The sequence below is a fragment of the Streptomyces sp. NPDC059679 genome (assembly GCF_042734105.1).
Taxonomy (GTDB): domain Bacteria; phylum Actinomycetota; class Actinomycetes; order Streptomycetales; family Streptomycetaceae; genus Streptomyces.
This window is the reverse complement of sequence record NZ_JBHWES010000034.1, coordinates 69,181-93,023: the sequence shown is the minus strand read 5'-3', so window position 1 is coordinate 93,023 and position 23,843 is coordinate 69,181. Positions and strand designations below refer to the sequence as shown.

Sequence of the window (23,843 nt, the reverse complement as noted above, 5' to 3'; positions counted from 1 at the left end):
GGCCCGGTAGTCAGTGGCCCCGGTAGTCAGCGGCCCCGGTACTCGGGTGTGCGGCGCTCCGCGAAGGCGCGAACGCCTTCCTGCGCGTCCGCCGTGGTCATGTTGATCTCCTGGGCCGCCGCCTCGGCGGCGAACGCGGCCGGGCGATCGGCCTCCAGCGAGCCGTTCACCAGCTGCTTGGTGAGGGCGATGGCGCGAGTCGGGCCGGCGGCCAGGCGCTCGGCCCACTCGCGGGCGGTCTTGGCCAGCTCGCCGTCCGGGACGACCCGGTTGACCAGGCCGATCCGCTCGGCCTCGGCGGCGGACAGCGAATCGCCGAAGAACAGCAGCTCCTTCGCCCGCTGCGGGCCGATCAGGCGAGGGAGGAGATAGGCGCCGCCGCCGTCGGGGACCAGCCCGCGGCGTACGAAGACCTCGATGAACCTGGCCGACTCGGCGGCGATCACCAGATCGCAGGCGAAGGCGAGATGGGCGCCGAGCCCGGCCGCGGTCCCGTTCACGGCGGCGATGACCGGCTTCTCGCAGTCCAGCACGGCGGCGATGAGCCGCTGCGCCCCGCGCCGGATCAGCCGGGCCACATCGCCGGCGACCCGTTCGTCCCCGCCGGCGCCCGTGCGGGCGCCGCCGCGCAGATCGGCTCCGGCGCAGAAGCCCTTGCCGGTGGCGGTGATCACCACGGCCCCGACCGCCGGGTCGGCGGAGGCGTCGTCGAGCAGCGAAATCAGGCGTTCGCGCTGGTCAGGGGTGATGGCGTTCATCGCGGCCGGGCGGTCGAGGGTGATCCACGCCACGCCGTTGTCAGTGGCGTGCCGTACAACGGATTCAGGTGATTCTTCGGGGGAGGAAGTCATGGGGGAATTCCCTTGGGCTGGGGCCGTGGCCGGGGTGGGCGGCGGCGAGGTGACGGCAACGACTCGGGTGGAGGGCCGGGCGCGCGGGCCGGGTGCCTCAGCGGCACACGGCCAGGGCGTCGAGGGCCACCGCGCCCTGGCCGCGCGGCAGCACCATCAAGGGGTTGACGTCGAGCTCGGCGAGGTCGTCGCCGAGCTCCAGGGCCATGCGCTGGACGCGGAGGACGACCTCGACCAGGGCGTCCACATCGCAGGGGGGCATACCGCGTACGCCGTCGAGCAGGGCGCGGCCGCGCAGCTCGGTGAGCATCGCGCGCGCCTGGTCCTCGCCGAAGGGCGGCACGCGTACGGCCGTGTCCCGCAGCACCTCGACGAGCACCCCGCCGATGCCCACGGTGACGGTCGGCCCGAAGAGGCTGTCGTGGGTGACGCCGACGACCATCTCCACACCGCGGTCGACCATCTGACAGACCAGCACACCGTCCAGTTCGACGCCTTCGTAGCGGGCGATGTCGGTCAGGTCCCGATAGGTGTCGCGGACCTGGCTCGCGGAGGTGAGTCCGAGCCTGACCAGGCCCAGTTCGGTCTTGTGGGCGAGCTGCGGCGCGGAGGCCTTCATGGCGACGGGGTAGCCGACCAGACCGGCGGCGCGGACGGCCGCCGCCGCGCTGGTCACCAACTGCTCGCGCGGCACCCGGATGCCGTACGCCCGCAGCAGCTGTTTCGCGGCGTGCTCGCTCAGCTGCTCTCCCGGGCGCAGCAGCGCCTGGGCCTTGCGGGCCGAGGGGGAGGGGGTGCGCGGGGCGTCGTCGAAGGGGGAGCGGTAGCCGGCCGTGAAGCGGTGGTGTTCCAGATAGGCGCGGACGGCGGTGATGCAGTTGGCGAAGGTCCGGAAGGTGGCGACGCGCGAGGAGCCGAGCAGGGTGGTGCGGTAGGCGGCCTCGGTGCCGACGGGCGAGCCCCACACCACGCACACCAGCTTGTCCGTCTCTTCCGCCGCGTCGACCAGGTCCTGCGCCAGCTTGTCGCTCATGGGTGGGAACGGCCCGGTGATCGGGCAGATCAGCACGCCGACGGACGGGTCGGCGAGGATGGCGTCGATGATCTTCCGGCCGCGCCAGTCGCCGACGGGGTGGCCGCCGTTGTCGACCGGGTTGGCGACGCTGAGGTCGTCGGGAATCCACTGGTGGAGCTCGGCCTGCTTCTCGGCGCCGAGTGTGGGCAGCGGGAGCCCGGCGGCCGTCGCGAGGTCGGAGAAGTGGGCGCCGGTGCCCCCGGAGATCGAATAGACCACGACGCCCTCGGCGCGCGGGGGCCGGGCGCGGGCGAGCAGCGCGGCCGTGTCCTGCAGCTCGTCGAGGCCGTCGACCCGGATCACGCCGAACTGCCGCATGGCCGCGTCCACGACCGCGTCCGAGCCGGTCAGCTTGCCGGTGTGGGAGGCGGCCGTGCGGGCCCCGGTCTCGGTGCGGCCGACCTTGACGGCCACGACGGGCACCTTGGCGCGGGCGGCGCGGTCGGCGGCCAGCAGGAAGCTGCGCCCGTCCTTGAGCCCTTCCACATACATCGCGATGGCGCCGACCTCGGGCCGGGAGGCGAAGTAGGAGATGAAGTCGGCGGTCTCCAGGTCGGCCTCGTTGCCGGTGGGGGCCCAGTGGCTGAGCCGGATGCCCAGCTCCTGGAGGGTGAAGACGGGGCGGCCCTGGTGGCCGGACTGGGTGATGAGGGCGATCGCGGGGCCTTCCAGGTCCTCGCGGAACTCCTCGAAGGCGTTGAGGTTGGTGTTGGGGCCCAGGAGGCGCAGTCCGCCGCGCCGAACGGCGGCGGACAGCCGGGCCTGGGCGGCGGTGCCCTCAGCGCCGGTCTCGGCGAAGCCGGAGGCGAAGGCGACGGCGAACTTGACCTTGGCGGAGGCGAGTTCATCGACGAGCGGGAGGGGGTCACGGACGAGGAGGACGGCGAGGTCGACCGGTTCGGGCAGATCGGCCACGGACGGGACGCAGGGGAGGCCGAAAACGGCGGAGCGGGAGGGGTGCACGGGGTGCAGGCGCGCACCGACGCGCTCGGCCCAGGCGATCAGCTGCCGGGTGATGCCGGTGTTGGGGCGGCCCTCGGCGTCGGAGGCGCCGATGACGGCCACCGACTCGGGGCGGAAGAACCGGTCCAGATCGGGGACGGCGGAGTGCAGCGGGCGGCCGCTGACGTCCACGTCCTCGGCGGCCGCGGATCTGCCGTGGACATGGACGGCGGGGCCGGGAGGCCGGCCGCAGGCGGCGACGCGGGCGTGACGGGAGTTGGTGGTGAGGGTGCCGTGAGTCGATCCAAGCATCGGTATCCGCCACTCCTGCTCGTTGGCGACAAGCCAGATAGCTGACGTCCAGTCAGATTACTCAGGAGTCAGATTAACGGAACTGACGCCATGTCAGGAATGGGGGTGCGCGGACAAAACGCAGGGTGACGGGGCCGCTCTTGAGGCGGTGAGGTGATGGTGCCCGGCGGATCCAGGGGTCACGCCGGGCGGGAGCGGCGATATCACGCCGATGTGCGGTCGATGGCCTTGGCGATTTTGCGCGCGTCGATGGCGAGTTCGCGGAACATGCCGCTGATCGGGTTCGTATAGCCCGTGAAGTGCAGGCCCGGAGCCGAGGGGGCGGTGCGCGGACCGTGGGCCAGCGGCTTGCCGCGCGCATCGAGCACGTCCAAGTGGCCGACGAGGTCGTCCAGGCCGCGCCGGTAGCCGGTCGCCGCGACCACGGTGTCGGGGCTGATGCGGGAGCCGTCGGCCAGCGCCACCTTGTCCTCCTCGAAGGACTCGACCGCCGCCACCACCTCCACCTTCCCGGCCTGGACCGCGTCGATGAGGCCGACGTCCTGCACCGGGATGGCGCCTTGACGCACCCGGGTGTACAGGCCGGTCTCCGGCAAGGGCAGCCCGTGCTCGGCGAGATCCGGCATGGTGAGCCGGTTCATCGCCCGCGCCGCCCGGTCCACCAGCGTGGTGGGCAGCCGCCGCACCATGATGCCGGTGGCCTGTGCGGGCCAGCCCGCCGTGGAGCGGCGCAGGATGTGCGGCACGGTGCGCACCGCGAGCCGCACCCGGGCCGCGCCGCCCTCGACGAGGTCGACCGCGATCTCGGCGCCCGTGTTGCCGATGCCGACGACCAGGACGTCCCGGCCCTCGTAGGGGCGGGCGTTGCGGTAGCGGCTCGCGTGCAGCAGCTCGCCGGTATAGGTCTTCCGGCCCGGCCAGTCGGGCACGCGCGGGGTGTGGTTGTAACCGGTGGCCACGACCACGACGGGCGAGGAGGGCGCCCGCCCACCCGTGGCCCGCAGCACCCAGCCCTCGCCGTCCGGGGCCCGGTCGATCCGTGAGACCTCCACCCCGGTGACGATCTCCAGCCGGTGGTGCTCGACGTACTGCTCCAGATAGCGCACCACGTCGTCGCGGGCGACCCACCGCCCGTACGCGCGGGGGATCGCGAGCCCGGGGAGGGCGGACAGGCGGCGCGTGGTGTGCAGATGCAGCCGGTCGTAATGGGCGCGCCAGGAGGCGGCGACCGCCCCCGACTTCTCCAGGACCACCGCGCGGATGCCTCGTTCGCGCAGGGCCGCCGCTGTGGCGAGCCCGCCCGGGCCGGCGCCGATCACGTACACGGGTGAGGAGTGCTCGGGGAAGGTGTCGGCCATGGGCGTGAGCGTAGCCAGATATTTGACAGGTTTCCGACAAATTTATTCCGAATCGGTTGCGGATCGATCACAGGCCGCTGCGCGACCCCTTGCGCGCCCGTGCTTGTGTCCGCTGAACTGACGTACCGTCAGATTGCGTGGTGGGCGCCCGGTGGGGCGGACGGAGAGGGGGAGAGATGCGTACGATCTGGCTCAGCGGGCCCGAATGGCTCGCCGTGCTCCGCATCGGGCTCGGCCTGTGGTGGCTGGAGAGCTGGCGGCACAAGGACAAGAAGGCCTGGCTGGAACGGAACACCGGCATCACCTGGGCGGCCGGCGTCGCCGCCAAGCACCGCTGGGCGTTCGTACGCGGCGGATTCGGCGCCGTCGTCGGGTCCCGCCCCAAGCTGATGGCGTATGTCGTCCTCTACGCCGAGCTGGCCATCGGCCTCGGCCTGGTCCTGGGCTTCCTCACCCCGATCGCCCTGATCGGCGGCGCGCTGCTGAACCTGCTCTACTTCGTGCTGATGATCCACGACTGGGCCGAGCAGGGGCAGAACTCCATGATGGTGCTCATCTCCCTGGTCGCCCTCCTCGGCATGAGCTGGCAGACCTGGGCGCTGGACGAGGCATGGGGGCTGTTCCTGTGAGCGCGCCCCCCGAGGGCGCGCCCCGCTTCGACCTGCCGGAGATCGACGACTTCACCCGCCCCTACTGGGACGCCGCCGCGCAGGGGCAACTGCTGATCCGCCGCTGCACGGACTGCGGCCAAGCCCACCACTACCCCCGCGAGTTCTGCCCCTGGTGCTGGAGCGAGAGCGTTGTCTGGGAGCGGGCGAGCGGCCGCGCGACCCTCTACACCTGGTCCGTGGTGCACCGCAACGACCTCCCGCCGTTCGGCGCGCGTGTCCCCTATACCGCCGCCGTCGTCGAACTCGCCGAGGGCCCACGGATGATGACCGAGCTGGTCGGGTGCGCCGGACCGGATCTGCGGGTGGGCATGGACCTGTGCGTCGACTTTCGCGCCCCGGAAGGGGGCGCCCCGGACGGGGACGGGGACGCTTCGCACGGTGGCGTCCCGGCGATCCCCGTCTTCCGCCCCGCCGAGGGCACCGGATAGCGGCGATGAGCCTGCCTGCGGCCGCCCTGGGCGGCCGCCGCCCCTCACGGCCACAGCAGCTCGCGCCGCCAACCCCCACCCTCGCCCTCGCCCTCGTCCGTGCGGCGGTAGCGCAGCCGTACGTGCCGGCGGTGCTCTTCCTCCTGGTAGAACTCCACCTCGTCCGCGACCAGGACATACAGCGTCCAGCTCGGCGCCGTCGCGTCCGGCTCCCGCTCGACCCGCTGCCGTGCCGCGTCGAAGGCCCGCTCCAGCTCCTCGTACGAACCCAGGACCTCGCTCTGCCGCCCGGCCCCCGCCAGCGCGGCGGTCAGCGCCGCCGGTGAGCGACCGCGCAGATCCGCCGCGCTCTCCTCGGGGTCGGCCGCCGTGACCCGCCCGCCGATGCGCACCTGCCGGCCCACCGCGGTCCAGTGGAACCCCAGCGCCGCGTACGGGTGGGCGGCCAGCTCGCGGCCCTTGCGGCTGGTGCGGTGCGTGCCGAAGTGCCAGCCGCGTGCGTCGGCGTCGTGCAGCATCACCGTACGTAGGGATGGGCGGCCGTCCGCGTCTGCGGTGGCCAGCGTCATGGTGTGCGGGCCCGGTACGCCCGCCTCGGCGGCCTCGCGCAGCCAGCGCCGGAAGAGCGGAAGCGGTTCTTCGGGCGCCGTCGCCGGGTCGAAGGCAGGCAGTTCGCCGCCGTCGCGCACGCGCAGTCCGCGCAGCAGTGCGCGGAAATCCTCGGCGGCTTCCTCGGCGGCCTCGTTGTCGGTTCCACCCATCGGGCTCCCTGCCTCCTCGTTCGTTCCCGAGGAGCAGGGTGGCATGGAGGCAGGGGCGGGAGCGCACGGTGTCCCCCGAGCGCGGGATGTCCCCCCGCGCGCCGTCCCCTGAGCGCCCGGTGCCCTCTCGCGCGCCTCAGCCGCGCCCGAGCACCACCGTCCCCGATGAGCAGAACCAGCCGCCCGTCCCCGACGCCACGGCCAGCTCCGGCAGCCGCCCGCCCACCTTGCGGACCTGCCGCTCGCCCGCCTCGCCCCGCAGCTGCCGTACGGCCTCCACCAGCAGGAACAGCCCACGCATACCGGGGTGGCAGGCGGAGAGCCCGCCGCCGTCCGTGTTCGTCGGCAGGTCGCCCGTAAGCGTCAGCCGCCCCTTGCCTGCGAACGCCCCGCCCTCGCCCTTCGCGCAGAAGCCCAGATCCTCCAGGGTCACCAATGTCATATAGGTGAACGCGTCGTAGAGCTCGGCCACATCGATGTCCGACGGCCGTACCCCGGCCCGCTCGAAGGCCTGCCGCCCGGAGAGCGCGGCGGGCGAAACGGTGAAGTCGTCCCACTCCGACATGGTGGTGTGGGAGATCGCGGTGCCCGAACCCAGCACCCACACCGGAGGCTTCGCCGTGTCCGGTACGTACTCCTCGCCCGCGAGCAGCACGGCGCAGCCGCCGTCGGAGCGGATGCAGCAGTGCAGCTTGGTGAAGGGGTCCGCGATCATCGGGCCGCTCAGCACCTCGTCCACCGTGATCGGGGCGCGGAACATCGCGTCCGGGTTGTGCGCGGCGTTGGCGCGCGCCTGGACGGCGATGTCCGCGAGCTGTTCGAGGGTCGTGCCGTACTGGTGCATATGGCGGCGCGCGGCCATCGCGTACTTGGCGACCAGGGTGTGGCCGTACGGGACCTCGAACTGGAGCGGTCCGCGCGCCCCGAAGGAGAGGTTGGAGGTACGGCGGCCCGCGCGGATGTCGGCGCGGGCGGTGGAGCCGTAGACCAGGAGGACGGCGCGTGCGTGGCCCGCGGCGATGGCGTCCGCCGCGTGGGCCGCCATGACCTCCCAGGTGGAGCCGCCGACGGACGTCGAGTCGGTCCAGGTGGGGCGCAGGCCCAGATACTCGGCGACCTCGACCGGGGCCAGCGTGCCGAGCCCGGCCGAGGCGAGGCCGTCGACCGCCGACCGGTCCAGGCCGGAGTCGGCGAGGGCGCGGCGGGCGGCCTGGGCGTGGAGGGCGTAGGGGGTCGCGCTGTCGACGCGGCCGCAGTCGGAGAGGGAGACGCCGACGACGGCGACCTTGCGGGCGCGCTTGCTTTTCGCTGCGGGCTTCGCTGGCATAGATCTGACGGTACATCAGATATGCGAGGGCGGGGACAGGGCTGGAGGAGGGGAGGGCGGGGGCTGATTGCGAGGGAGGCCGTGTGCAGGGGTGGGAAAGTGTGTACCTCGTCCCTAATATGACGGACCGTCAGAAGCGGAGGTGCTTGCGATGGACGCCGCGTTCACCGATGAACAGGTCGAGATCCGCCGTACGCTGCGCAGACTGCTGCGGGAGCGGTGCGGCCCCGACGAGGTCAAGGCGGCGGTCCGCACCGCGCCGGGCCATGACGAAGCGCTGTGGCGGCTGCTCGCACGGCAGCTCGGGCTGCCCGGCCTCGCTCTTCCCCGGGAGGCCGGGGGCGTCGGCTGCGGGCCCACCGAGCTGGCCCTCGCCTGCGAGGAGACCGGGCGCGCGCTGCTCCCGTCCCCGCTGACGGCCACCGCGGTGCTTGCCGCGCCCCTCGTCGACCGGCTCGGGACGGGCGCGCAGCGCGCCGAGCTGCTGCCGCGCATCGCGGACGGCGAGCTCACGGCGTCGCTCGCCGTGCCCGGCGGGGAGCTGGCCAGGGCGCTCGGCCTGACGGGCGGGGACGAGGACGGCGGCGGCTGGGCGGGCGGCGGGCGCGCGGGGGGCGTCCAGGCGCGGGAGAGCCGGGAGAGCAGGGAGAGCCGGGAGAGCCGGGGACACCGGGAGAGCCGGGGCACTGGGGACGGTGGGAGCGGCGGGGACGGTGGGGGCTGGCGGCTTTACGGGCAGGTCGACCAGGTCCTCGACGGGCACAGCGCGGGGCTGCTGCTCGTCGCCGCCCGCACGGGCGGCTATACGCGCGGCCGGACGCTGCTCTTCCTCGTCCGGGCGGGGGCGCCCGGCCTGGTCCGGACGAGGCTGACCGCACTGGACGAGACCCGGCCGCAGGGCCGGATCGAGCTGCGGGACGTACCGGCCGAGCCGCTGGGCGCGGAGGGCGTGGAGGGCGCGGAGGTGGTGGGTGCGCTGGCGCGGCTGGGGACGACGGCGGCGGCCGCGCTCGCCGCCGAGGCGGTGGGGGCGGCGGACGCGGCGCTGGAGCGGACGGTCGAGTACGTGCGGACGCGGATGCAGTTCGGCCGGTCGATCGGGTCGTTCCAGGCGGTCAAGCACCGGCTGGCGGAGGTGTATGTGAAGGTCGAGGCGGCGCGGTCGGCGGCGTACTACGCGGCGTGGGCCGTGGGGCGGTCCGCGGCGGCGCACGAGTCCGGGGCGGGCCCGGGTGCCGAGGCAGGGGCGGCCGTCGCGAGCGGGCTCGCGCTCGCGCAGGCGTTGGAGGCGCAGCGTACGGCCGCGGGGGAGGCGGTGCAGTTGCACGGCGGCGTCGGCTTCACCTGGGAACACGACGCGCACGTCTACTTCAAGCGGGCCGCCTCGGACGAGCTGCTCTTCGGCCCGGTGCACCGGCTGCGGGCGCGCGCGGCTGAGCGGGAAGGGCTGTTCGCGGAGCCGGACGCGGCGAGCGCGAGCGCGACCGCGAGCACCGATGGGCACCGGGCCCGGAAGGCGGTGGCGGTGTGATGGAGTCGCCCACAGCGCGTCCGGGCTACGGAGTCCGGCTGATCCAGAAGGTGTCGTCGGGCCGAGCCTTCGCGAAGGTCGCGCCGCATATCGTCCCGGTGCTCGACCGCGCCGTGCACCGGCTGACGCGCGGCAAGGTGCTGCCCAGCGCCCGGATGCTGCCCGGCGTGATCCTCACGACGACGGGCGCGAGAAGCGGTCTGCCGCGCCGCACTCCGCTGGCCTGTATGCCGGAGGACGGCGGCACCTGGCTGCTGATCGGCAGCAACTTCGGCCGGCCCGGCCACCCTGCCTGGACCGCGAATCTGCTGGCCCATCCGGACGCGGAGATCAGCTGGAAGGGCCGCGACATCGCGGTCCGGGCGCGGCTGCTGACGGGTGAGGAGCGGGAGGCTGCCTGGGCGGCGGCGCTCCGCTTCTGGCCGCCCTACGCGACGTACCAGGCGCGGGTGGAGCGCCAGATCCGCCTGTTCCGCGTGACGCCGACACGGGACGGGGGCGGATCCGACGGCGCGTAAGGCCAGTAGGTCACGGCGCGTAAGGCCAGTGGGTCACGGCGCGCAGGGCTGGTGGGCCAGGGCGCGCAGGGCCGGTGGGCCAGGCGCGCAGGGCCGGTGGGTCGGGGTTCGCCGTGGGGGGTGACAGGACGTGCGGGACCCCGGAGCCGACCGGCCCGCTGCGGTGGGCGAGCGATGGCGGGCCCGAAGGGTCGGGGCCCGGGCGCTCGCGGCGCCGACGCGCGCGGTGCGTGTTACTCGGCCTACTTGGGCGGCTTCTTGCCCGTGATGCCGAGGTGGATCAGAAGCGTCAGGGCGGGCCTGAGCTCGGCCTGCTTGACGCCCCAGCTCTGGAAGCCCTTCTGGTGGGCGGCGACCGCGGCCAGCATCGCGACGATCGAGCCCGCGACGGCCGCAGGGCTGACGTCCTTGTCGTACCGGCCCTTCGCCTGGAGCTCCTTGACGGCGTCGGTCAGGGAATTGGTGACGGCGTTGAGGATCTTCATGCGGATCTTGTAGAACCGCTTGTCCCCCTCCGCCGCGCCAAGATCGACAACCCGCAGGATGGCGTCGTGTTTGCGCCAGAAGGAGAGGAAGCCCTCGACGAGCTCTTCCGCGGCCTGTGCACCGGATTTTCCGGCCCACGAGCGCCCGGCGACCAAGTCGGTCAGGCCCGCGCCCTCCTTCGCCATCTCCTCCGCGATCTCGAGGACGGCGCCCTCGACATCGGGGAAGTACTGGTAGAACGTCGCGGGCGAGGTGCCGGCCTTGCGCGCGACATCGATGACCTTGACGTCTCGGTACGGGGATGTGCTGAGCATCTCGCTGAGGCAGTCGAGCAGCTTCTGCCGCGTCGCCTGCCCACGGCGACCGGCGACCCGCCCGTCGACGGTGCGTACTTGTCCTGTCATGACGTCAGCTTACCGAGGGGTGATCGAAGCGCGATTCGGCTGCGTGCAAATGGGGACCGTGCTCGGCTTGGGACTCCTGAGGCCGCGCTGATCAGGGACAACGAGTCATCGAGGCCCCTTTGGGCGGCTTCTCGGCCGTCCGCGGACGGCTAACCCGTTCGCGTGATTCATATTATCAACAGCCTGTGGATAACTTCGGTGGACAGAGCGACGGCGGTGCAGGCTGGGGGAATCGGTGGGCGGCCTGAAGTAGACCCTGGGGATGCGCCCGAATCAAGCCCCGTGCCCGCGTCTCGAATCGGGCTTTACCGGCGATGAACCGTTAGCGTGGCGAATGACGCAAAGGGCGTTGTGCGTGGCGTAGCGGGGCATTTGTGCGATTCGTGCGGGAGGACCGGAACCATGGCCGCATTCGCGGAAGGCGTGCCCTGCTGGGTGGACGCGATGCTCCCCGATCTGGAGGCGGGCAAGCGCTTCTACGGCGAGCTGTTCGGCTGGACCTTCGGGGCGGGCGAGCCGCACTACGGCCGCTACACCCAGGCGTTCCACGGCGGGCGGAACGTCGCCGCCCTCGCCCCCAAGCCGGACGGTCGGATGCCGACCGTCTGGAACATCTACTTCGCCGCCCAGGACGCCGCCGCCACCGCCGCGCGCATCCGCGCCGCCGGTGGTCAGCTGATCACCGAGCCCATGCCGATCGGGGACTTCGGCGTCATGGTGACGGCCGTGGACCCCGGGGGCGCGGTCTTCGGCGTCTGGCAGGCGGGCAGCCACCCCGGTTTCGAGGAGCACGGCACCCCGGGCTCGTACGGCTGGATCGAGCTCCGTACCCGGGATCCGGAGCGTGTGGACGCCTTTTACCGGGCGGTCTTCGGATACGGGACGGTGCGTCTGGGGAAGGAAAAGGAGTTGGGCGGGCAGCCGGGTGAGGGCAAGAGGCCGGGCGAGGAGAGGGAGTCGAGTGGAGGGGCAGGGGTGGATGGGCGGCGGCAGGAGACCGACATCATGTTCTGGACGCCGCGCGGGAAGCCCGCGGAGCCCGGGCATGCGATCGGTGCCCGCGCCGTCATGGGCGACAGATTTCCGGCCGAGATGCCCGCGCACTTCCTCACCTACTTCGTGGTAGCGAATTGTGACGAAGTCGCGCGGAGGGCGCACGCGCTCGGCGGGCGCCTGCTCAATGACCCCGAAGATACGCCGTACGGGCGTTTCGTGGCGCTTGCGGACAATCAGGGCGCGCATTTCGCCGTCGTCGACACCTCGGCGGCGGGGTCTTCGCGCACGGAAAGCGGAGCGTAACGGGGCAGGGAGCCCGGCGTACGGCAAAGTGGAGGTCGGCCGGGCGCCGCCAGGTGACACGACGAAATCGCCCCCGGGTTCGCAACCGCCGCCTTCGCCAGAGAGAATGCAGGTTGCGTGCCGCCGGTTGGTTTGTCGGTGAGACGCTGCAGCGGGGCTGTATTTTTTCAAGCCCCACGGGGAGGTGGCAGGCAAGTGGTGGAGCAGCTGACGCAGCACGATCCGAGGCGTATCGGACCGTTCGAGGTGCTCGGCCGGCTTGGCGCGGGCGGTATGGGGCTGGTTTATCTGGCCCGCTCGGCGTCCGGCCGGCGGGTCGCGATCAAAACGGTGCGGACCGAGCTCGCCGAGGACCAGCTGTTCCGTGTCCGCTTCACCCGCGAGGTGGAGGCGGCGCGCGCGGTCAGCGGTTTCTACACGGCCGCCGTCGTGGACGCCGATCCGCGGGCCGCGGTGCCGTGGCTGGCCACCGCGTACGTCCCGGCTCCCTCCCTCGAGGAGATAGTCAATGAGTGCGGGCCGATGCCGGCCCAGGCGGTCCGCTGGCTGGCGGCCGGGGTCGCCGAGGCGCTGCAGTCCATCCACGGCGCGGGTCTGGTCCACCGGGATCTGAAACCGTCGAATGTGCTGGTCGTCGAGGACGGCCCGCGAGTCATCGACTTCGGTATCGCGTCCGGAGTCTCGAACACCCGGCTGACGATGACCAACGTGGCCGTGGGCACCCCGGCCTATATGTCGCCCGAGCAGGCGCGCGACTCGCGCAGCGTGACGGGCGCGAGCGACATCTTCTCGCTCGGCTCGACGCTGACCTTCGCGGCGACCGGCCACGCCCCGTTCCATGGCGCGAACCCCGTCGAGACCGTGTTCATGCTGCTGCGCGAGGGCCCGGATCTGACCGGTCTGCCGGACGAACTGCGGCCGCTCATCGAGTCCTGTATGCAGATGGAGCCCGAGCGCAGGCCCACCCCGGCCGATCTGCAGTCGCAACTGGCCCCGCATCTGTTCGCCTCCAACGCCGAGGACAGCGGTACGGCCTCGGCCTGGCTGCCGGCCGGCGCGGTGGCCCTGATCGAACGCAAGCGCAACGGCCGGAACCAGATCGCGCGTCCCGCGCGGGGCGCGGACGGCCGCCATGGCGGCGACGGTGGCGCGAGCGGTGGCGGTGGGCGTGGCGGTGGCGGTGCGAACCGGCCGTCCGCGCCGCTGCCGCCGGAGCGCCCGCCGACGCCCGGTCCGGGGTACGACTCGGCGCACGGCCCGGGCGCGGGGCGCGGACGGCACAGCGCGCCCGCCGGCGCTTCCGGCTGGGAGCCCATGCCCACGGGCGACCCGCGCGGCGGGCTGCGCACCGATATGGGGAACCCGGTGCATCCGCCGCATCCGCCGGGCCCGATGAGCGCCATCGGCCCCGGGCGCCACGCCGCGCCCGCGGCGGCGGGCCCGTCGGGCTCCCCGGCCGCGCCGCCCTCCGTCCAAGGCCCCACCGGCCCCGGGGGCCCCACCGGCCCCGGCGTAGCCGCCGGCCCGACAGGTCCTACGGGGCATCCCGCGGGTGCCACGGGCCCGGCACCCATCGGAGCCGACGCGTCGGTCCGGCTGCCCGGCTCCAAGGTGCCCATCGGCCCCGGCCGCCGGGCCACCGACGGGCGCGAGCCGCAGCCGCAGCACGAGACGGGCCCCGCCACCGGCTGGGTGCGCCCGCCGAGCGGCCTGACCGGCGGCGGGAACGGAGGCGAGGGCGGCATCGTGACCGGCGCCGTTCCGCCACCGTCGTCCCCGCCCACCTCCGCCCCCTCCCCGGACGCCTCCGAGGCCCCTGGCGGGGGCGGGGCGCACGGCCGCTGGCGCCCCTGGCGGTTCCGTATGTCGAACGACGTATGGGGCACCCCGGCCGTCGCGGGCGAGCTGCTGTACGTGACGTCCTTCGAGGTCCACGCGCTGGACGTGGCCACGGGGCGGCGCCAGTTCAAGACCCGCGACGTGGCCTGGGCCATGGCCGTCTCGAACGGCCGGATCCACGCCTCGGACGGCCCGACGCTGTACGCGCTGGACGCGGAGGACGGCGCCGAGCGGTGGCGGCTGTCCACGGACGGCTGGGTCTACTCCCTCAAGGTCGACCGCGGCACGGTGGTGACCGGCACCCGCGGCGGCGGCGTCCAGGCATGGGAGGCCGCGAACGGCGAGCTGCTGTGGGAGATGCAGGGCGCCCAGACCGACTTCGAGACGCCCGAGTCCGGGCCGGCCATTTACGACGGCACGGTCTTCGTCTGGGCGGACGCGCGGCTGCGCGCCCTGGAGGCACGTACGGGCGTGGAGCGCTGGTCGTACCCGATCGGCGACGCGGCGTCCTGCGGCGGGGTCCCGGTGCGGCTGCTGTCGGCCCCTGACGGGTGTGTGTACGTGGCGGCGGGCACGCGCGTGCTGGCGATCGACATCGAGCGCGGGGAGGTGCGGTGGCGCTTCGAGGCGCCCGCCGTCTTCCTGTGCGCCCCCGCGTACGCGCCGGGGCCCGCGGTGACGGGCGGCGGCGTGTACATCGCCGACTACCTCGGCACGGTCTACGCCCTGGACGCGGCGAACGGCCGCGACCGCTGGCGGATCGCCACCGAGGCGCGTCAGTCGATCGAGCCGGTGCTGGTGGCGGACGGGTCGGTGCATCTGGGCAGCGGCTCCGCGCTGTACACGCTGGACGCGGTCACCGGCACGCCCAAGTGGCGCTTCGCGGCGGGCGGCGAGGTCATCGGCTCCCCGGTCGTCGCGGACGGCCGGGTCCACTTCGGCTCGGCCGACCACTGCCTCTACACGGTGGACGCGGCGGGCGGACAGCTGCGGTGGAAGCTCGCGACGGGCGGCGAGATCACGGGCTCGCCGGTGGCCGCGGGCGGCGTGGTGTACGCGTGCAGCAAGGACCGCTGTGTCTACGCGCTGGACGCGGTCAAGGGCACCGGCCAGTCGCGGGCGTCGGCGCGCCAGGGGTAGGCCAGGGTAGTCCGTCGTGTACCTGACAGCTCCTGCTACGGTGGCGGGCGCTGCCCGGACCCGGTGGGGGCCGGGAAGGTCGACGGGGAATCGGGGGCTGAACACATGATGCGGCGTGGTCTGCGGCTGACGGCCGTACTCGCGGTGGTGCTGGTGGCGTTGACCGGCTTCAAGAGCCGTGGGCACGGGCGGCACGGCTCGGGCGGCGGGGGTGGCTGCTCCAGCTCCAACTCGAGCCACTCCAGCTCCAGCTCCAGTTCCGGTTCCGGCGGCTACTCCGACTCCGACTCCGACTCCGGCTCCGACGACTACGACTCGGACTCCGGCTCCTCCGGCTCCTCCGGCTCCTCCGGCTCCTCCGGCTCCTCCGGCTCCTCCGGCTCCTCCGGCTCCTCCGGCTCCTCCGGTTCGGGTTCCGGTGGCTACCGCTACCACGACCGCTACGACGACAACGACTCCTCGTCGAGCAGCGGTTCGTCGTCCGGCTCCTCCTCCAAGCCGGGGGAGCTTGCGCCGGCCGTGGCCGTCGTCAAGTGCGCCGGCAAGGACAAGAACGGCGAGCCGGCCGCGATCGTGAAGGTGACCAACCAGACCGACAGGTCCCAGACGTACGTCGTCACCATGGACTTCCGCGACAAGGACTCGAAGGTGACCTCGGGCAGCGCGCACGCGCGCTTCGCCGCGAAGCAGACGAAGACCGTGAAAGTTCCTCTGGATGATCCTGGGGTTGTGGGAACCGTAGTGACGTGTGAGGTCGTCTCCGTCGACTGAACGGGCCGGGGCGGGCCAGGTCGGCCGGGACGGAACCCTTCCTGAAGTGACTTTGGGGTAGGGAGTCGCCTTCACTAGGGTGGCGTGTACTCGTCAATGGCCCGGTGTCGGCCTGAATGTGTCTTTCCAACGGGGGTAATTCATGCATCGCCGCTCCATGCGCCTTGTCGCCGTCACCGCGATCGGGCTGCTGGCCCTGACCGGCTGCGGCAAGAAGGGCAGGCACAGCAGCGGGTCCGGCGGCTTCGTCTCCGGCGGCGGCAGCGGCGGCAGCGAGCCGCTGTCCAGCCCCAGCGGCCTCCCGACCGATCTGCCCACCGACCTGCCCACGGATCTGCCGTCGGGCCTCCCGTCGTACACCCCCTCCGACCTGCCGTCGTACACCCCGTCGCCCTCGTACAGCTACAGCGACTCCCCGTCGCCCACCTACAACTCGGACGGCCGGTACGACGTCTCCGCCAGCGGTTGCGACTACGACGAGTCCACGCACGAGTTCCAGTACACGCTCAGTGTCAGGAACCCCGAGACGCAGGCCATGCGTTACTCGATCAGCGTCAAGTGGGCCGACTCCTCCAGCTCCAGCCAGCTCGGCACCGACTACCAGTCCGTCTACGTAGCGAGCGGCAGCTCCCAGACGGTCACCGCCACCGCCTACCGCTACCTCACCGAGCAGACGTCCTTCACCTGCACCGTCGACTCGGTGATCAAGGTGCCGAACTGAGCGAACTGCGCGAGCCGAACTGCGCGAGCCGAGCGAACTGAGAAAACGTACCCCGGCCGACGCCCCTCAGCGCGTACGGAATCCCGGAGTCCGGGCCGCGAAAAGCCCGGCCTGGCGCTCCGGTGGCAGATTCCCCAGCACGACCAACTGCGGGGCGTGCGCCAGCGCCTGAGTCAGCGCCGCCTCCTTGGCCGCCCACACCGCCCGTACCGTCCCCTGCACCGCCGCTGACGGATACGACGCGATGACGGCGGCCGCGCGCAAGGCGGCGGCGACCGGGTCGGCGCCGGCCGGGGTCACCTCGCTCACCAGGCCGATCTCATGGGCCCGCCGGGCCGTGAGGCGTTCCGCGGTGCCCATCAGCGCCATCCGCGCGACCTCACCGACGGGCATCCGCTGCGCCATGTAGACCGCCTCGTAGGCGCTGACCATGCCGTAGCTGGTGTGCGGGTCGAAGAACGTGGCGTGCTCGGCGGCGACGATGAACTCCGCCTCGCCCAGCAGATAGAACGCCCCGCCGCAGGCCATTCCGCCCACCGCGGCGACGACCGGCTTCCACAGGTCGTTCGCCTTCGGGCCGATGCTCACCAGCGGATCGTCGACCGAGTACGGCGACGAGGGCTGTGGCACCCGCACCGCGCGGTCGAGGCCGGTGCAGAACGCCTGGTCGCCCGCCCCGGTGAGCACCACGGCCCGCACCGAATCGTCCATCCGGAAGCCCCGCCAGACGGCTGTCAGCTCCGCGGCCGTCTCCAGGTCGATGGCGTTGTGCCGCTCGGGCCGGTCGAGCGTGACGACCGCGACGCCGCCGTCCCTGACCTCCATACGCACCGTCATGGCCGCTCCAGGACCCAGCGCACCACCGCGACACCGCCCGCCGCCTGGTGGAAGACCGCCCGCACCGGGGCGTTGATGCGGATCCGCGCCGGGTCGACCGAGTCGAGCGCGGCGTCGGCGGCCGCGACCAGATTGCCCACCAGCCGGATGCGCGGGGCGTCCACGAGCTCAACGAGGATCACGTTGTACGGCGCCTGGGCGGCGTACGCGGGCAGCAGCGGCGGATGCGGGACGACGTACGACCAGATCCGGCCACGGCCGCTGGTCCGGATCCACTCGCTTTCGAAGGACTGGCAGTGCGGACAGCAGGGGCGGGGCGGGAAGCGGGGCTCGGCGCAGTCGGCGCAGGTCTGGACGCGTAGCTCGCCGCGCGCCGCGTAGTCGAAGAAGGGCGCCCCGTCGTCGTCGGCCACGGGCGCGAGCAGCCCGTCCGCGCGCCCGTCTTCCTCCGCGCCACCGGAGCCGTCCCGGATACCGGACTGTGTCATCTCCTCGATCAACTCCTCAGCAGCAGAGCGGAGGTGGGTACCCCCTCACCCGCCGTGACCAGGCAGGTCGCGGCGTCCGGCACCTGCGCGGTGCTGGTCCCGCGCAGCTGTCTGACCCCCTCGGTGATGAGGTTGAAGCCGTGCACGTACGCCTCGCTGAGGCCGCCCCCGCCGGTGTTGAGCGGCAGCCGCCCGCCGATCTCCAGCGCGCCCCCCTCGGTGAACGCGGCCCCCTCGCCGCGCGCGCAGAAGCCGTAGCCCTCCAGCGACAGCGGGATCAGCGGGGTGAAGGCGTCGTAGATCTGGGCCACGTCCACGTCCTGCGGCCCGAGGTCGGCCGACTTCCACAGCTGGCGGGCGGCGGTCCAGGCGGGCCCGGTGAGCGGGTCGTCGTTCCAGTAGTTGACCATCCCGTGGTGCTGGGCGGGCAGCCCCTGGGCCACGGAGTGGATGTACACGGGCGGGCGCCGGCAGTCGCGGGCCCGCTCGGCGGAGACGATCACGCAGGCCAGCGCGCCGTCGGTCTCCAGGCAGTTGTCGAACAGGCACAGCGGCTCGCTGATCCAGCGGGCCGTCATATACATCTCCCGGGTCAGCGGCCGCTCGTACATCATCGCGGCCGGGTTCTGGTTGGCCCGGTTGCGGCAGGCCAGCGCGACGTTGAAGAAGTGGTCGCGGGTGGCGCCGTACTCATGCATATAGCGGCGGGCCAGCAGGCCGATCTCGTCGGCGGGCCGCAGCAGCCCGTACGGCCGGGTCCACTGCGCGGGGGTCGGCAGCTGTGCGCGGGTGTTCGTCCACGGCCGCGGGCCGCTGCCGCGTTTACGCGAGCGCCAGGCCACCCCGACGCTCGCCTGGCCGGTGGCGATCGCGGCGGCCAGGTGCGCGACGGTCGCGCAGGAGCCGCCCCCGCCGTAGCCGACCTTGCTGAAGAAGGTCACATCCCCGGCGCCGATGGCCTTGGCGACCTCGACCTCGTCCGTCTCCTCCATGGTGTACGAGGCGAAGGCGTCCACCTCGGAGGGGGCAAGGCCCGCGTCGTCGAGCGCGGCGAGGATCGCCCGGCAGGCCAGGGCCTTCTCGGACTCGGGGAGGCGTTTGGCGAAGGAGGTCTGGCCGATGCCGGCTATCGCAGTCGCGTCTTTCAAGGTCGCCCCCATCGCCACCTCCGTGGTCGCGTTCACCGGTGCTGACAGCGGGGAAGGCTACCGCTAATCTGACGGACAGTCAGCTACTCGTGGCGCAGATACGGGAGGCGACCCGATGCGCGAGACCATCCCGGCGCTGGTACGGGCGGCGGTGGAGCGTTGCGGCGACACCGAGGCGGTCGTCGAGGGCCGCACCCGGATCTCGTACGCGGAGCTCGGCGAGCGCGTGGAGCGGGCCGCGGCGGCGTGCCTCGCCTCGGGCGTCGAGGCGGGCGACCGGATCGCGATCTGGGCGCCCAACACCCTCGACTGGATCGTCGCGGCGCTCGGCGCGGTCACGGCGGGCGGGGTGCTCGTCCCCGTCAACACCCGCTTCAAGGGCGCGGAGGCGGCGTACGTCCTACGGCGCACCCGCGCCACCCACCTCTTCGTCACCGGCACCTTCCTCGGCACCTCGTACGTGGCCTCGCTGCGCCGCGCGGCGGGCGAGGGGCCGGGCCGCGGCCCGCTGCCCGGCCTGCCGTACCTGTGCGAAGTGGTCGTCCTGGCCGACGACGCCCCCGCCGACTTCCGCGCCTGGAAGGACTTCCTGGCGGCGGGCGAGCGCATCTCCTCCGAGGCGGTACGCGCCCGAGCCGCCGCCGTACGCCCCGGCGACCCCTCCGACATCACCTTCACCTCGGGCACCACCGGCAACCCCAAGGGCGTCGTGATCACCCACGCCCAGACGGTGCGCGTCTACACCACCTGGAGCGAGGTCACGGGCCTCACGGAGGGCGACCGCTACCTCATCGTCAACCCGTTCTTCCACACCTTCGGTTACAAGGCGGGCATCATCGCCTGTCTGACGCGCGGCGCGACGATGGTCCCGCAGCCCGTCTTCAACGTGGAAACCGCCCTCGCCAACATCGCCGCCGAGCGCATCACCGTCCTCCCCGGCCCGCCCACCCTGTACCAGTCCCTCCTCGACCACCCGGCCCGCGCCGCGCACGACCTGTCCACCCTGCGCCTGGTCATCACAGGCGCCGCCGTCGTCCCCCTGGAACTGGTCGAACGGCTCCGCAGCGAACTCCGCGTCGCCACCGTCCTGACCGCCTACGGCCTCAGCGAGGCCTCCGGCACCGTCACCATGTGCCGCCGCGGCGACCCGCCCGAGATCGTCTCCGCCACCTCCGGCCGCGCCATCCCCGGCACCGAGGTCAAGGTCGCCCGTCCCGGCGGCGCGGAGCTCCCGCCGGGGCAGCCGGGCGAGGTCTGGGTCCGCGGCTACCACATCACCCGCGGCTACTTCGAGGACCCCGTCGCCACCGCCCGGGCCATCACCCCGGACGGCTGGCTGCGCACGGGCGATGTCGGCGTCATGGACCCCGACGGCAATCTGCGGATCACCGACCGCATCAAGGACATGTTCGTCGTGGGCGGCTTCAACGCGTACCCGGCCGAGATCGAGCAGCTGATAGCCCGTCACCCCGATATCGCCGATGTCGCGGTCATCGGCATCCCGGATCCGCGGCTCGGCGAGGTGGGGAAGGCGTACGCGGTGCGGCGCGCGGGGGCGACGCTGACGGCGGACGATCTGATCGCCTGGTCACGGCGGGAGATGGCCAACTACAAGGTGCCCAGGCAGGTGGAGTTCCTGGTGGAGCTGCCGCGGAACGCGAGCGGGAAGGTGCTCAAGACGCACCTGCGCTCGCGGCCGGGGTGACCGACCGGACGCGGCGTCGCCGTCGGCGGCCGTCGTTAGCGGGACGTTAGCGAGGCGGCAGCGAAGCGCGGAAAGCTCATGGCCGTACCGAGCAAGACCGGCTTCGAGCCAGCCGGTCACCGACGTTCCGGGGGAACTCACCATGAACGCCACCGCCTTCCGCCGCACCCGCGCCGTCCGTACCACGGTCGCCACGGTGGTCGCCGCATCCGCCCTGGCCCTGACCGCCGCCATCAGCAACGACGACGCTTCCGCCGCCCCGGCTCCGCGCAAGGCCGACACCGCGGTCACCGACACCAAGCCGGCCATCAAGGCCGACTCCACCGACTCGGGCACAGGCTCGCGCTAGCGCGAGCCTGGACGGTCCGGCGCCTAATGCGGGTTGAGCACCCCGCCCGCGAGCACCTTCCAGATTCCTGCCGCGGCCGCCAGCTGGGCAACGAGGTAGGCGAGCTGTACGGAGAGCGCTCGCATCTGGTAGATCGACAGCAGAAGGCTGAATCGAGTCGGCCAGAGTTGTCTCTCGCTGCTGAAAGTCGCCGCATCCATCGCGATGCTCGTCAGCGTCAAGACAATGAGCATGAGCGATGCGCTGAGGATCGCGTTGCCCAGCTCCGTGTCGGTGATGCGGTTGACCACGCCGCCCACGCCGATGGGAATGGCGTAGGCAACCGTCAGGCTCAACGCGCGCGCGGGGCCGCGGCGCCCCGGCAGCATGCGCCACAGGGCACCCAGCACAAGGCCCGCACCGGCCCATGCGATCTGCCAGGTGAGGAACCTCGCCACGATCTCGGGCAGCGCCGTGGTGTTGGCGTTCGTCTGCATGAGCTGCTTGGCACCTTTGAGGTATGTGGCCCACACGATGGCGCCACTGGCCGGAATCCCGAAGAGGAACGCCAGGCGTGCCGCATGCCGTGCGTTGTCCCACCAGCTGTCATGCGGTCCCCAGCTCAGGGCCACGTCCATGACGGACACCTGGTCGGGCAGACAGTCGCGGTCGCAGCCGGCGGGCCGCCAATGCCGCAGCCGACGCAGCCGGTCCTCCAGCATCTCCCTGGTGGTCCCCTTTTCCGCGTGACCCTGGTCCACCAGGCGCAGTTGGCTGTGCACGTTGCGGTACTCGTGGGCTTTCTCCAGCATGTCGGCACGGCCTTGCGCGGTCCCCAACGCCTGGGTGAGAAAGTCTCCTCCCGCTTGACTCAGCACCGAATATCGGCGACCTGCTGCCCGTACGGCGTAGAGAGCGGCGATGTTCAGCAGGAGCCAGACGACGAGCAGCAGGGAGGAGCCCGCGAAGAGCGACTGCCTGGTCGCCACGACAATGGCGAAGACAAGCGAGGTCAGCCGCATGTCGTTCTGAGAAGGCCCCAGGGAGACCTGCTCCACGGAGCGGTCGGCCTTTTGCTGCGCGGCCTTCGCGCGGGCATTCAGCAGCGCCACGAGAGCGATGTCCGTCAGCACCCACGTGTAGACGTAAGCCCACTGAAGCCCGGTCGGTCCGAAGCTCACCAGAGTGTCCCGGAGGTACTTGGCGTGTGCGGCGCGGTACCTGTGGTCGTGCTCGGAACTGAGCCAGGTGGCACGTCGCCAATTGACGTCGGCGGACCGCCAGTACGAGACCAGCATCAGCACCGCGACCACGCTCAGAAGCGCGCCGACGACTCCCAGAGAGCGTCCGGGCGCCCTGTTCCAGGTGTCCCTCCAGGCTCTGGGGACCAGCCCGCCTTCCCCGGCGAACCGCCATGCCCAAGCGGCCATGGCGGCCAGCCACACCCACACCATGACCAGCTGAAGGACCATCTGCCCGACGGCACCGGAGTCGGGTGGTGCCATGTGCCGGGGTAGGTGGAAGCGTTGGGGGGCCACAACCACCAGCAGTCCGAGCGCGGCCATCGCTGCCGAAGTCAGGATGGTGCCATGGGCTAGCGTCCGACTGTGCCGGGCAGGATTTTCCGGCCCGGCCTGTGGAGCATCGGACAACGGGATGGCACACCATGGGCGAGCGCCGACGATAAGGGCCACGCTTGCCGCGATGCCGAGGAAGCTCTGCCACACGGTGAATGAGCGGAGTTCCGGGTAGAGCAGTGCGAGGGCCAGGCCAAGCCCCGCGCTGAGCCCGGCCCACCACAGCAGGGCCGTCGGCGTCGGGTGGTCTCTGACGTCTTTGTCGGCTTCGCGCGTCCACCACCGTGGCCGTCGCGCGCGTGGCCGCGACGGCTCGGGTGGGGTGGTCGCGCGCGGCTGGGTGCACCGCAAGCTCGTCGTCCTGGGGCCCACGCCCACCACGCGGGCCAGCCGCCCGGGCAACTGTCGGCACCACACCAGCCATCTCGGTCGGACCGACGAGCGCGTGCGGGTAGGGAGCACCGCCAGCGCGAACACCGCCGAGCCGCACACCCACCACAGGCCGATGCCCAGTCTGCTCCAGAAGGGCCGTTTGGCGCTTTCCAGCGCGAACGAAGCGTGCCAGGGCGGAGCCAGGCTGACCGACAAACCCCGCCGCGGCAGGTCTTTCCAGGCCCAGGACCGAGACTTTTCGGTAGCGGCCAATGCCTGCGGATATGCATTGCGAACGCTGAGGCCGCCCAGCTTGATTTCAACGTTTGTCCAACGCGCCTTCTTCAACGCTGTCGGCAGCTTTTTCTGTAGGGTGACTTGCCAGGTGTCGCTTCCTTTGCGGGCCTCGATGCACCAGGGACCGAGCCGGGTCGGCCCGAATCTATTGATCCAGGCATATGCCTCATAGTGAACCGTCACCCAGTGGTCATTGGCTCTTACCCGAGGCCTGGCGAGGCGCCATTCCTCCGGCCGGGGGGATGGGAACGATTTGTCTCCGCGCAGCAGGCAGCGCATCGCCCGTCGGTAGTCGTCGGATTCATTGCTCAGCGTCAGCGAATCCGCGAGGCGCCACGCCATGGGCACTTTGACCGTCGTGATCGCATGCGCCTGGACGAACGTCTGATGATGATGGGCGAACTGGATGATGGCATCAACGCTGGGTTTTTTGCTGATGGACCCCGCATAGCAGCCCTTCTGGGCAGTTGCCTGCGCCTCTGTCGGCCACCATGCCCACCACCCCACCACCACGATCAACGGCGCCAGCCAGCGCCACCACCGGATTGCCATCATCCTCCACTCCTACTCATGAGGGGAGGAGCAGAGACGGCAGACGCGCAGCAGGAAGCAGACGTTCAACCCTGTTGGTCGTGCCCCGAACGGACTGCCCTGGAT

The 23,843-nt window shown here is 72.0% G+C and carries 20 protein-coding genes; 10 read left to right on the top strand and 10 right to left on the bottom strand.

Annotated features, from left to right (window positions below):
* Positions 1-26 precede the first annotated feature (26 nt).
* The 3 genes from ACFV2X_RS31285 to ACFV2X_RS31275 form a co-directional block, all read right to left on the bottom strand.
* Entirely contained in the window at positions 27-851 is an 825-nt protein-coding gene (locus ACFV2X_RS31285) for an enoyl-CoA hydratase/isomerase family protein (RefSeq protein ID WP_385622862.1), read from the bottom strand.
* A gap of 97 nt (positions 852-948) precedes the next feature.
* On the bottom strand, positions 949-3,180 hold the full coding sequence (locus ACFV2X_RS31280; RefSeq protein WP_385622859.1) for an acetate--CoA ligase family protein: 2,232 nt from the start codon (positions 3,178-3,180) through the stop codon (positions 949-951).
* Positions 3,181-3,383: 203 nt separating this feature from the next.
* Positions 3,384-4,538, bottom strand: a complete 1,155-nt coding sequence (locus tag ACFV2X_RS31275; protein ID WP_385622857.1) for a flavin-containing monooxygenase — start codon at positions 4,536-4,538, stop codon at positions 3,384-3,386.
* A gap of 176 nt (positions 4,539-4,714) precedes the next feature.
* Between ACFV2X_RS31275 and ACFV2X_RS31270 the strand changes: the two genes are divergently transcribed.
* Entirely contained in the window at positions 4,715-5,167 is a 453-nt protein-coding gene (locus ACFV2X_RS31270) for a hypothetical protein (RefSeq protein WP_014178866.1), read from the top strand.
* A complete protein-coding gene (locus tag ACFV2X_RS31265; RefSeq protein ID WP_385622855.1) occupies positions 5,149-5,637 on the top strand; it encodes a Zn-ribbon domain-containing OB-fold protein in 489 nt (162 codons plus the stop codon). The genes ACFV2X_RS31270 and ACFV2X_RS31265 overlap by 19 nt, the downstream gene beginning before the upstream one ends.
* Before the next feature lie 44 nt (positions 5,638-5,681).
* On the opposite strand, the gene ACFV2X_RS31260 is transcribed toward ACFV2X_RS31265, so the two are convergent.
* Positions 5,682-6,398: a pyridoxal 5'-phosphate synthase gene (locus ACFV2X_RS31260; protein WP_385622852.1), complete on the bottom strand. Its 717-nt coding sequence runs from the start codon at positions 6,396-6,398 to the stop codon at positions 5,682-5,684.
* A gap of 136 nt (positions 6,399-6,534) precedes the next feature.
* A complete protein-coding gene (locus ACFV2X_RS31255) occupies positions 6,535-7,725 on the bottom strand; it encodes an acetyl-CoA acetyltransferase (RefSeq protein ID WP_385622850.1) in 1,191 nt (396 codons plus the stop codon).
* Positions 7,726-7,876: 151 nt separating this feature from the next.
* Here ACFV2X_RS31255 and ACFV2X_RS31250 point away from each other — a divergent pair, with 151 nt between their 5' ends.
* Both ACFV2X_RS31250 and ACFV2X_RS31245 read left to right on the top strand, forming a co-directional pair.
* Complete coding sequence (locus ACFV2X_RS31250; RefSeq protein WP_385622847.1) at positions 7,877-9,256, top strand: acyl-CoA dehydrogenase family protein; 1,380 nt, start codon at positions 7,877-7,879, stop codon at positions 9,254-9,256.
* Entirely contained in the window at positions 9,256-9,774 is a 519-nt protein-coding gene (locus tag ACFV2X_RS31245; protein ID WP_385622844.1) for a nitroreductase family deazaflavin-dependent oxidoreductase, read from the top strand. The genes ACFV2X_RS31250 and ACFV2X_RS31245 overlap by 1 nt, the downstream gene beginning before the upstream one ends.
* A gap of 242 nt (positions 9,775-10,016) precedes the next feature.
* On the opposite strand, the gene ACFV2X_RS31240 is transcribed toward ACFV2X_RS31245, so the two are convergent.
* Positions 10,017-10,664 carry a TetR family transcriptional regulator gene (locus tag ACFV2X_RS31240; protein WP_385622842.1) on the bottom strand — a complete coding sequence of 216 codons (648 nt, stop codon included), beginning with the start codon at positions 10,662-10,664 and terminating at the stop codon, positions 10,017-10,019.
* A gap of 402 nt (positions 10,665-11,066) precedes the next feature.
* Between ACFV2X_RS31240 and ACFV2X_RS31235 the strand changes: the two genes are divergently transcribed.
* The 4 genes from ACFV2X_RS31235 (at position 11,067) to ACFV2X_RS31220 (ending at position 16,434) form a co-directional block, all read left to right on the top strand.
* Entirely contained in the window at positions 11,067-11,963 is an 897-nt protein-coding gene (locus tag ACFV2X_RS31235) for a VOC family protein (protein ID WP_385622839.1), read from the top strand.
* A gap of 195 nt (positions 11,964-12,158) precedes the next feature.
* Complete coding sequence (locus ACFV2X_RS31230) at positions 12,159-14,942, top strand: PQQ-binding-like beta-propeller repeat protein (RefSeq protein WP_385622837.1); 2,784 nt, start codon at positions 12,159-12,161, stop codon at positions 14,940-14,942.
* Between the two features lie 105 nt (positions 14,943-15,047).
* Positions 15,048-15,713 (top strand): hypothetical protein, encoded by a 666-nt coding sequence (locus ACFV2X_RS31225; RefSeq protein WP_385622835.1) that lies wholly within the window; start codon positions 15,048-15,050, stop codon positions 15,711-15,713.
* A gap of 157 nt (positions 15,714-15,870) precedes the next feature.
* Positions 15,871-16,434, top strand: a complete 564-nt coding sequence (locus tag ACFV2X_RS31220) for a hypothetical protein (protein WP_385622832.1) — start codon at positions 15,871-15,873, stop codon at positions 16,432-16,434.
* Positions 16,435-16,500: 66 nt separating this feature from the next.
* On the opposite strand, the gene ACFV2X_RS31215 is transcribed toward ACFV2X_RS31220, so the two are convergent.
* From ACFV2X_RS31215 to ACFV2X_RS31205, 3 genes are read right to left on the bottom strand one after another with little or no spacing between them, the layout of a single operon-like run.
* Positions 16,501-17,271 (bottom strand): enoyl-CoA hydratase/isomerase family protein, encoded by a 771-nt coding sequence (locus ACFV2X_RS31215; RefSeq protein ID WP_385622830.1) that lies wholly within the window; start codon positions 17,269-17,271, stop codon positions 16,501-16,503.
* Entirely contained in the window at positions 17,268-17,759 is a 492-nt protein-coding gene (locus ACFV2X_RS31210) for a Zn-ribbon domain-containing OB-fold protein (protein WP_385622829.1), read from the bottom strand. Before ACFV2X_RS31210 ends, ACFV2X_RS31215 begins: the two co-directional genes overlap by 4 nt.
* An 8-nt stretch (positions 17,760-17,767) precedes the next feature.
* Positions 17,768-18,919 carry a lipid-transfer protein gene (locus ACFV2X_RS31205; RefSeq protein ID WP_385622827.1) on the bottom strand — a complete coding sequence of 384 codons (1,152 nt, stop codon included), beginning with the start codon at positions 18,917-18,919 and terminating at the stop codon, positions 17,768-17,770.
* Between the two features lie 103 nt (positions 18,920-19,022).
* Between ACFV2X_RS31205 and ACFV2X_RS31200 the strand changes: the two genes are divergently transcribed.
* Entirely contained in the window at positions 19,023-20,612 is a 1,590-nt protein-coding gene (locus ACFV2X_RS31200; RefSeq protein WP_385622824.1) for a FadD3 family acyl-CoA ligase, read from the top strand.
* A gap of 142 nt (positions 20,613-20,754) precedes the next feature.
* A complete protein-coding gene (locus tag ACFV2X_RS31195) occupies positions 20,755-20,961 on the top strand; it encodes a hypothetical protein (protein ID WP_385622822.1) in 207 nt (68 codons plus the stop codon).
* 23 nt (positions 20,962-20,984) lie between these two features.
* On the opposite strand, the gene ACFV2X_RS31190 is transcribed toward ACFV2X_RS31195, so the two are convergent.
* A complete protein-coding gene (locus ACFV2X_RS31190) occupies positions 20,985-23,741 on the bottom strand; it encodes a DUF6185 family protein (protein WP_385622821.1) in 2,757 nt (918 codons plus the stop codon).
* Positions 23,742-23,843 lie beyond the last annotated feature (102 nt).

What these genes read in the sequence shown, in the direction of transcription:
- ACFV2X_RS31285 (WP_385622862.1), bottom strand. Translation starts at nt 851, where the DNA reads ATGACTTCCTCCCCCGAAGAATCACCTGAATCCGTTGTACGGCACGCC.
- ACFV2X_RS31280 (WP_385622859.1), bottom strand. Translation starts at nt 3,180, where the DNA reads ATGCTTGGATCGACTCACGGCACCCTCACCACCAACTCCCGTCACGCC.
- ACFV2X_RS31275 (WP_385622857.1), bottom strand. Translation starts at nt 4,538, where the DNA reads ATGGCCGACACCTTCCCCGAGCACTCCTCACCCGTGTACGTGATCGGC.
- ACFV2X_RS31270 (WP_014178866.1), top strand. Translation starts at nt 4,715, where the DNA reads ATGCGTACGATCTGGCTCAGCGGGCCCGAATGGCTCGCCGTGCTCCGC.
- ACFV2X_RS31265 (WP_385622855.1), top strand. Translation starts at nt 5,149, where the DNA reads ATGGGGGCTGTTCCTGTGAGCGCGCCCCCCGAGGGCGCGCCCCGCTTC.
- ACFV2X_RS31260 (WP_385622852.1), bottom strand. Translation starts at nt 6,398, where the DNA reads ATGGGTGGAACCGACAACGAGGCCGCCGAGGAAGCCGCCGAGGATTTC.
- ACFV2X_RS31255 (WP_385622850.1), bottom strand. Translation starts at nt 7,725, where the DNA reads ATGCCAGCGAAGCCCGCAGCGAAAAGCAAGCGCGCCCGCAAGGTCGCC.
- ACFV2X_RS31250 (WP_385622847.1), top strand. Translation starts at nt 7,877, where the DNA reads ATGGACGCCGCGTTCACCGATGAACAGGTCGAGATCCGCCGTACGCTG.
- ACFV2X_RS31245 (WP_385622844.1), top strand. Translation starts at nt 9,256, where the DNA reads ATGGAGTCGCCCACAGCGCGTCCGGGCTACGGAGTCCGGCTGATCCAG.
- ACFV2X_RS31240 (WP_385622842.1), bottom strand. Translation starts at nt 10,664, where the DNA reads ATGACAGGACAAGTACGCACCGTCGACGGGCGGGTCGCCGGTCGCCGT.
- ACFV2X_RS31235 (WP_385622839.1), top strand. Translation starts at nt 11,067, where the DNA reads ATGGCCGCATTCGCGGAAGGCGTGCCCTGCTGGGTGGACGCGATGCTC.
- ACFV2X_RS31225 (WP_385622835.1), top strand. Translation starts at nt 15,048, where the DNA reads ATGATGCGGCGTGGTCTGCGGCTGACGGCCGTACTCGCGGTGGTGCTG.
- ACFV2X_RS31220 (WP_385622832.1), top strand. Translation starts at nt 15,871, where the DNA reads ATGCGCCTTGTCGCCGTCACCGCGATCGGGCTGCTGGCCCTGACCGGC.
- ACFV2X_RS31215 (WP_385622830.1), bottom strand. Translation starts at nt 17,271, where the DNA reads ATGACGGTGCGTATGGAGGTCAGGGACGGCGGCGTCGCGGTCGTCACG.
- ACFV2X_RS31210 (WP_385622829.1), bottom strand. Translation starts at nt 17,759, where the DNA reads ATGACACAGTCCGGTATCCGGGACGGCTCCGGTGGCGCGGAGGAAGAC.
- ACFV2X_RS31205 (WP_385622827.1), bottom strand. Translation starts at nt 18,919, where the DNA reads ATGGGGGCGACCTTGAAAGACGCGACTGCGATAGCCGGCATCGGCCAG.
- ACFV2X_RS31200 (WP_385622824.1), top strand. Translation starts at nt 19,023, where the DNA reads ATGCGCGAGACCATCCCGGCGCTGGTACGGGCGGCGGTGGAGCGTTGC.
- ACFV2X_RS31195 (WP_385622822.1), top strand. Translation starts at nt 20,755, where the DNA reads ATGAACGCCACCGCCTTCCGCCGCACCCGCGCCGTCCGTACCACGGTC.
- ACFV2X_RS31190 (WP_385622821.1), bottom strand. Translation starts at nt 23,741, where the DNA reads ATGATGGCAATCCGGTGGTGGCGCTGGCTGGCGCCGTTGATCGTGGTG.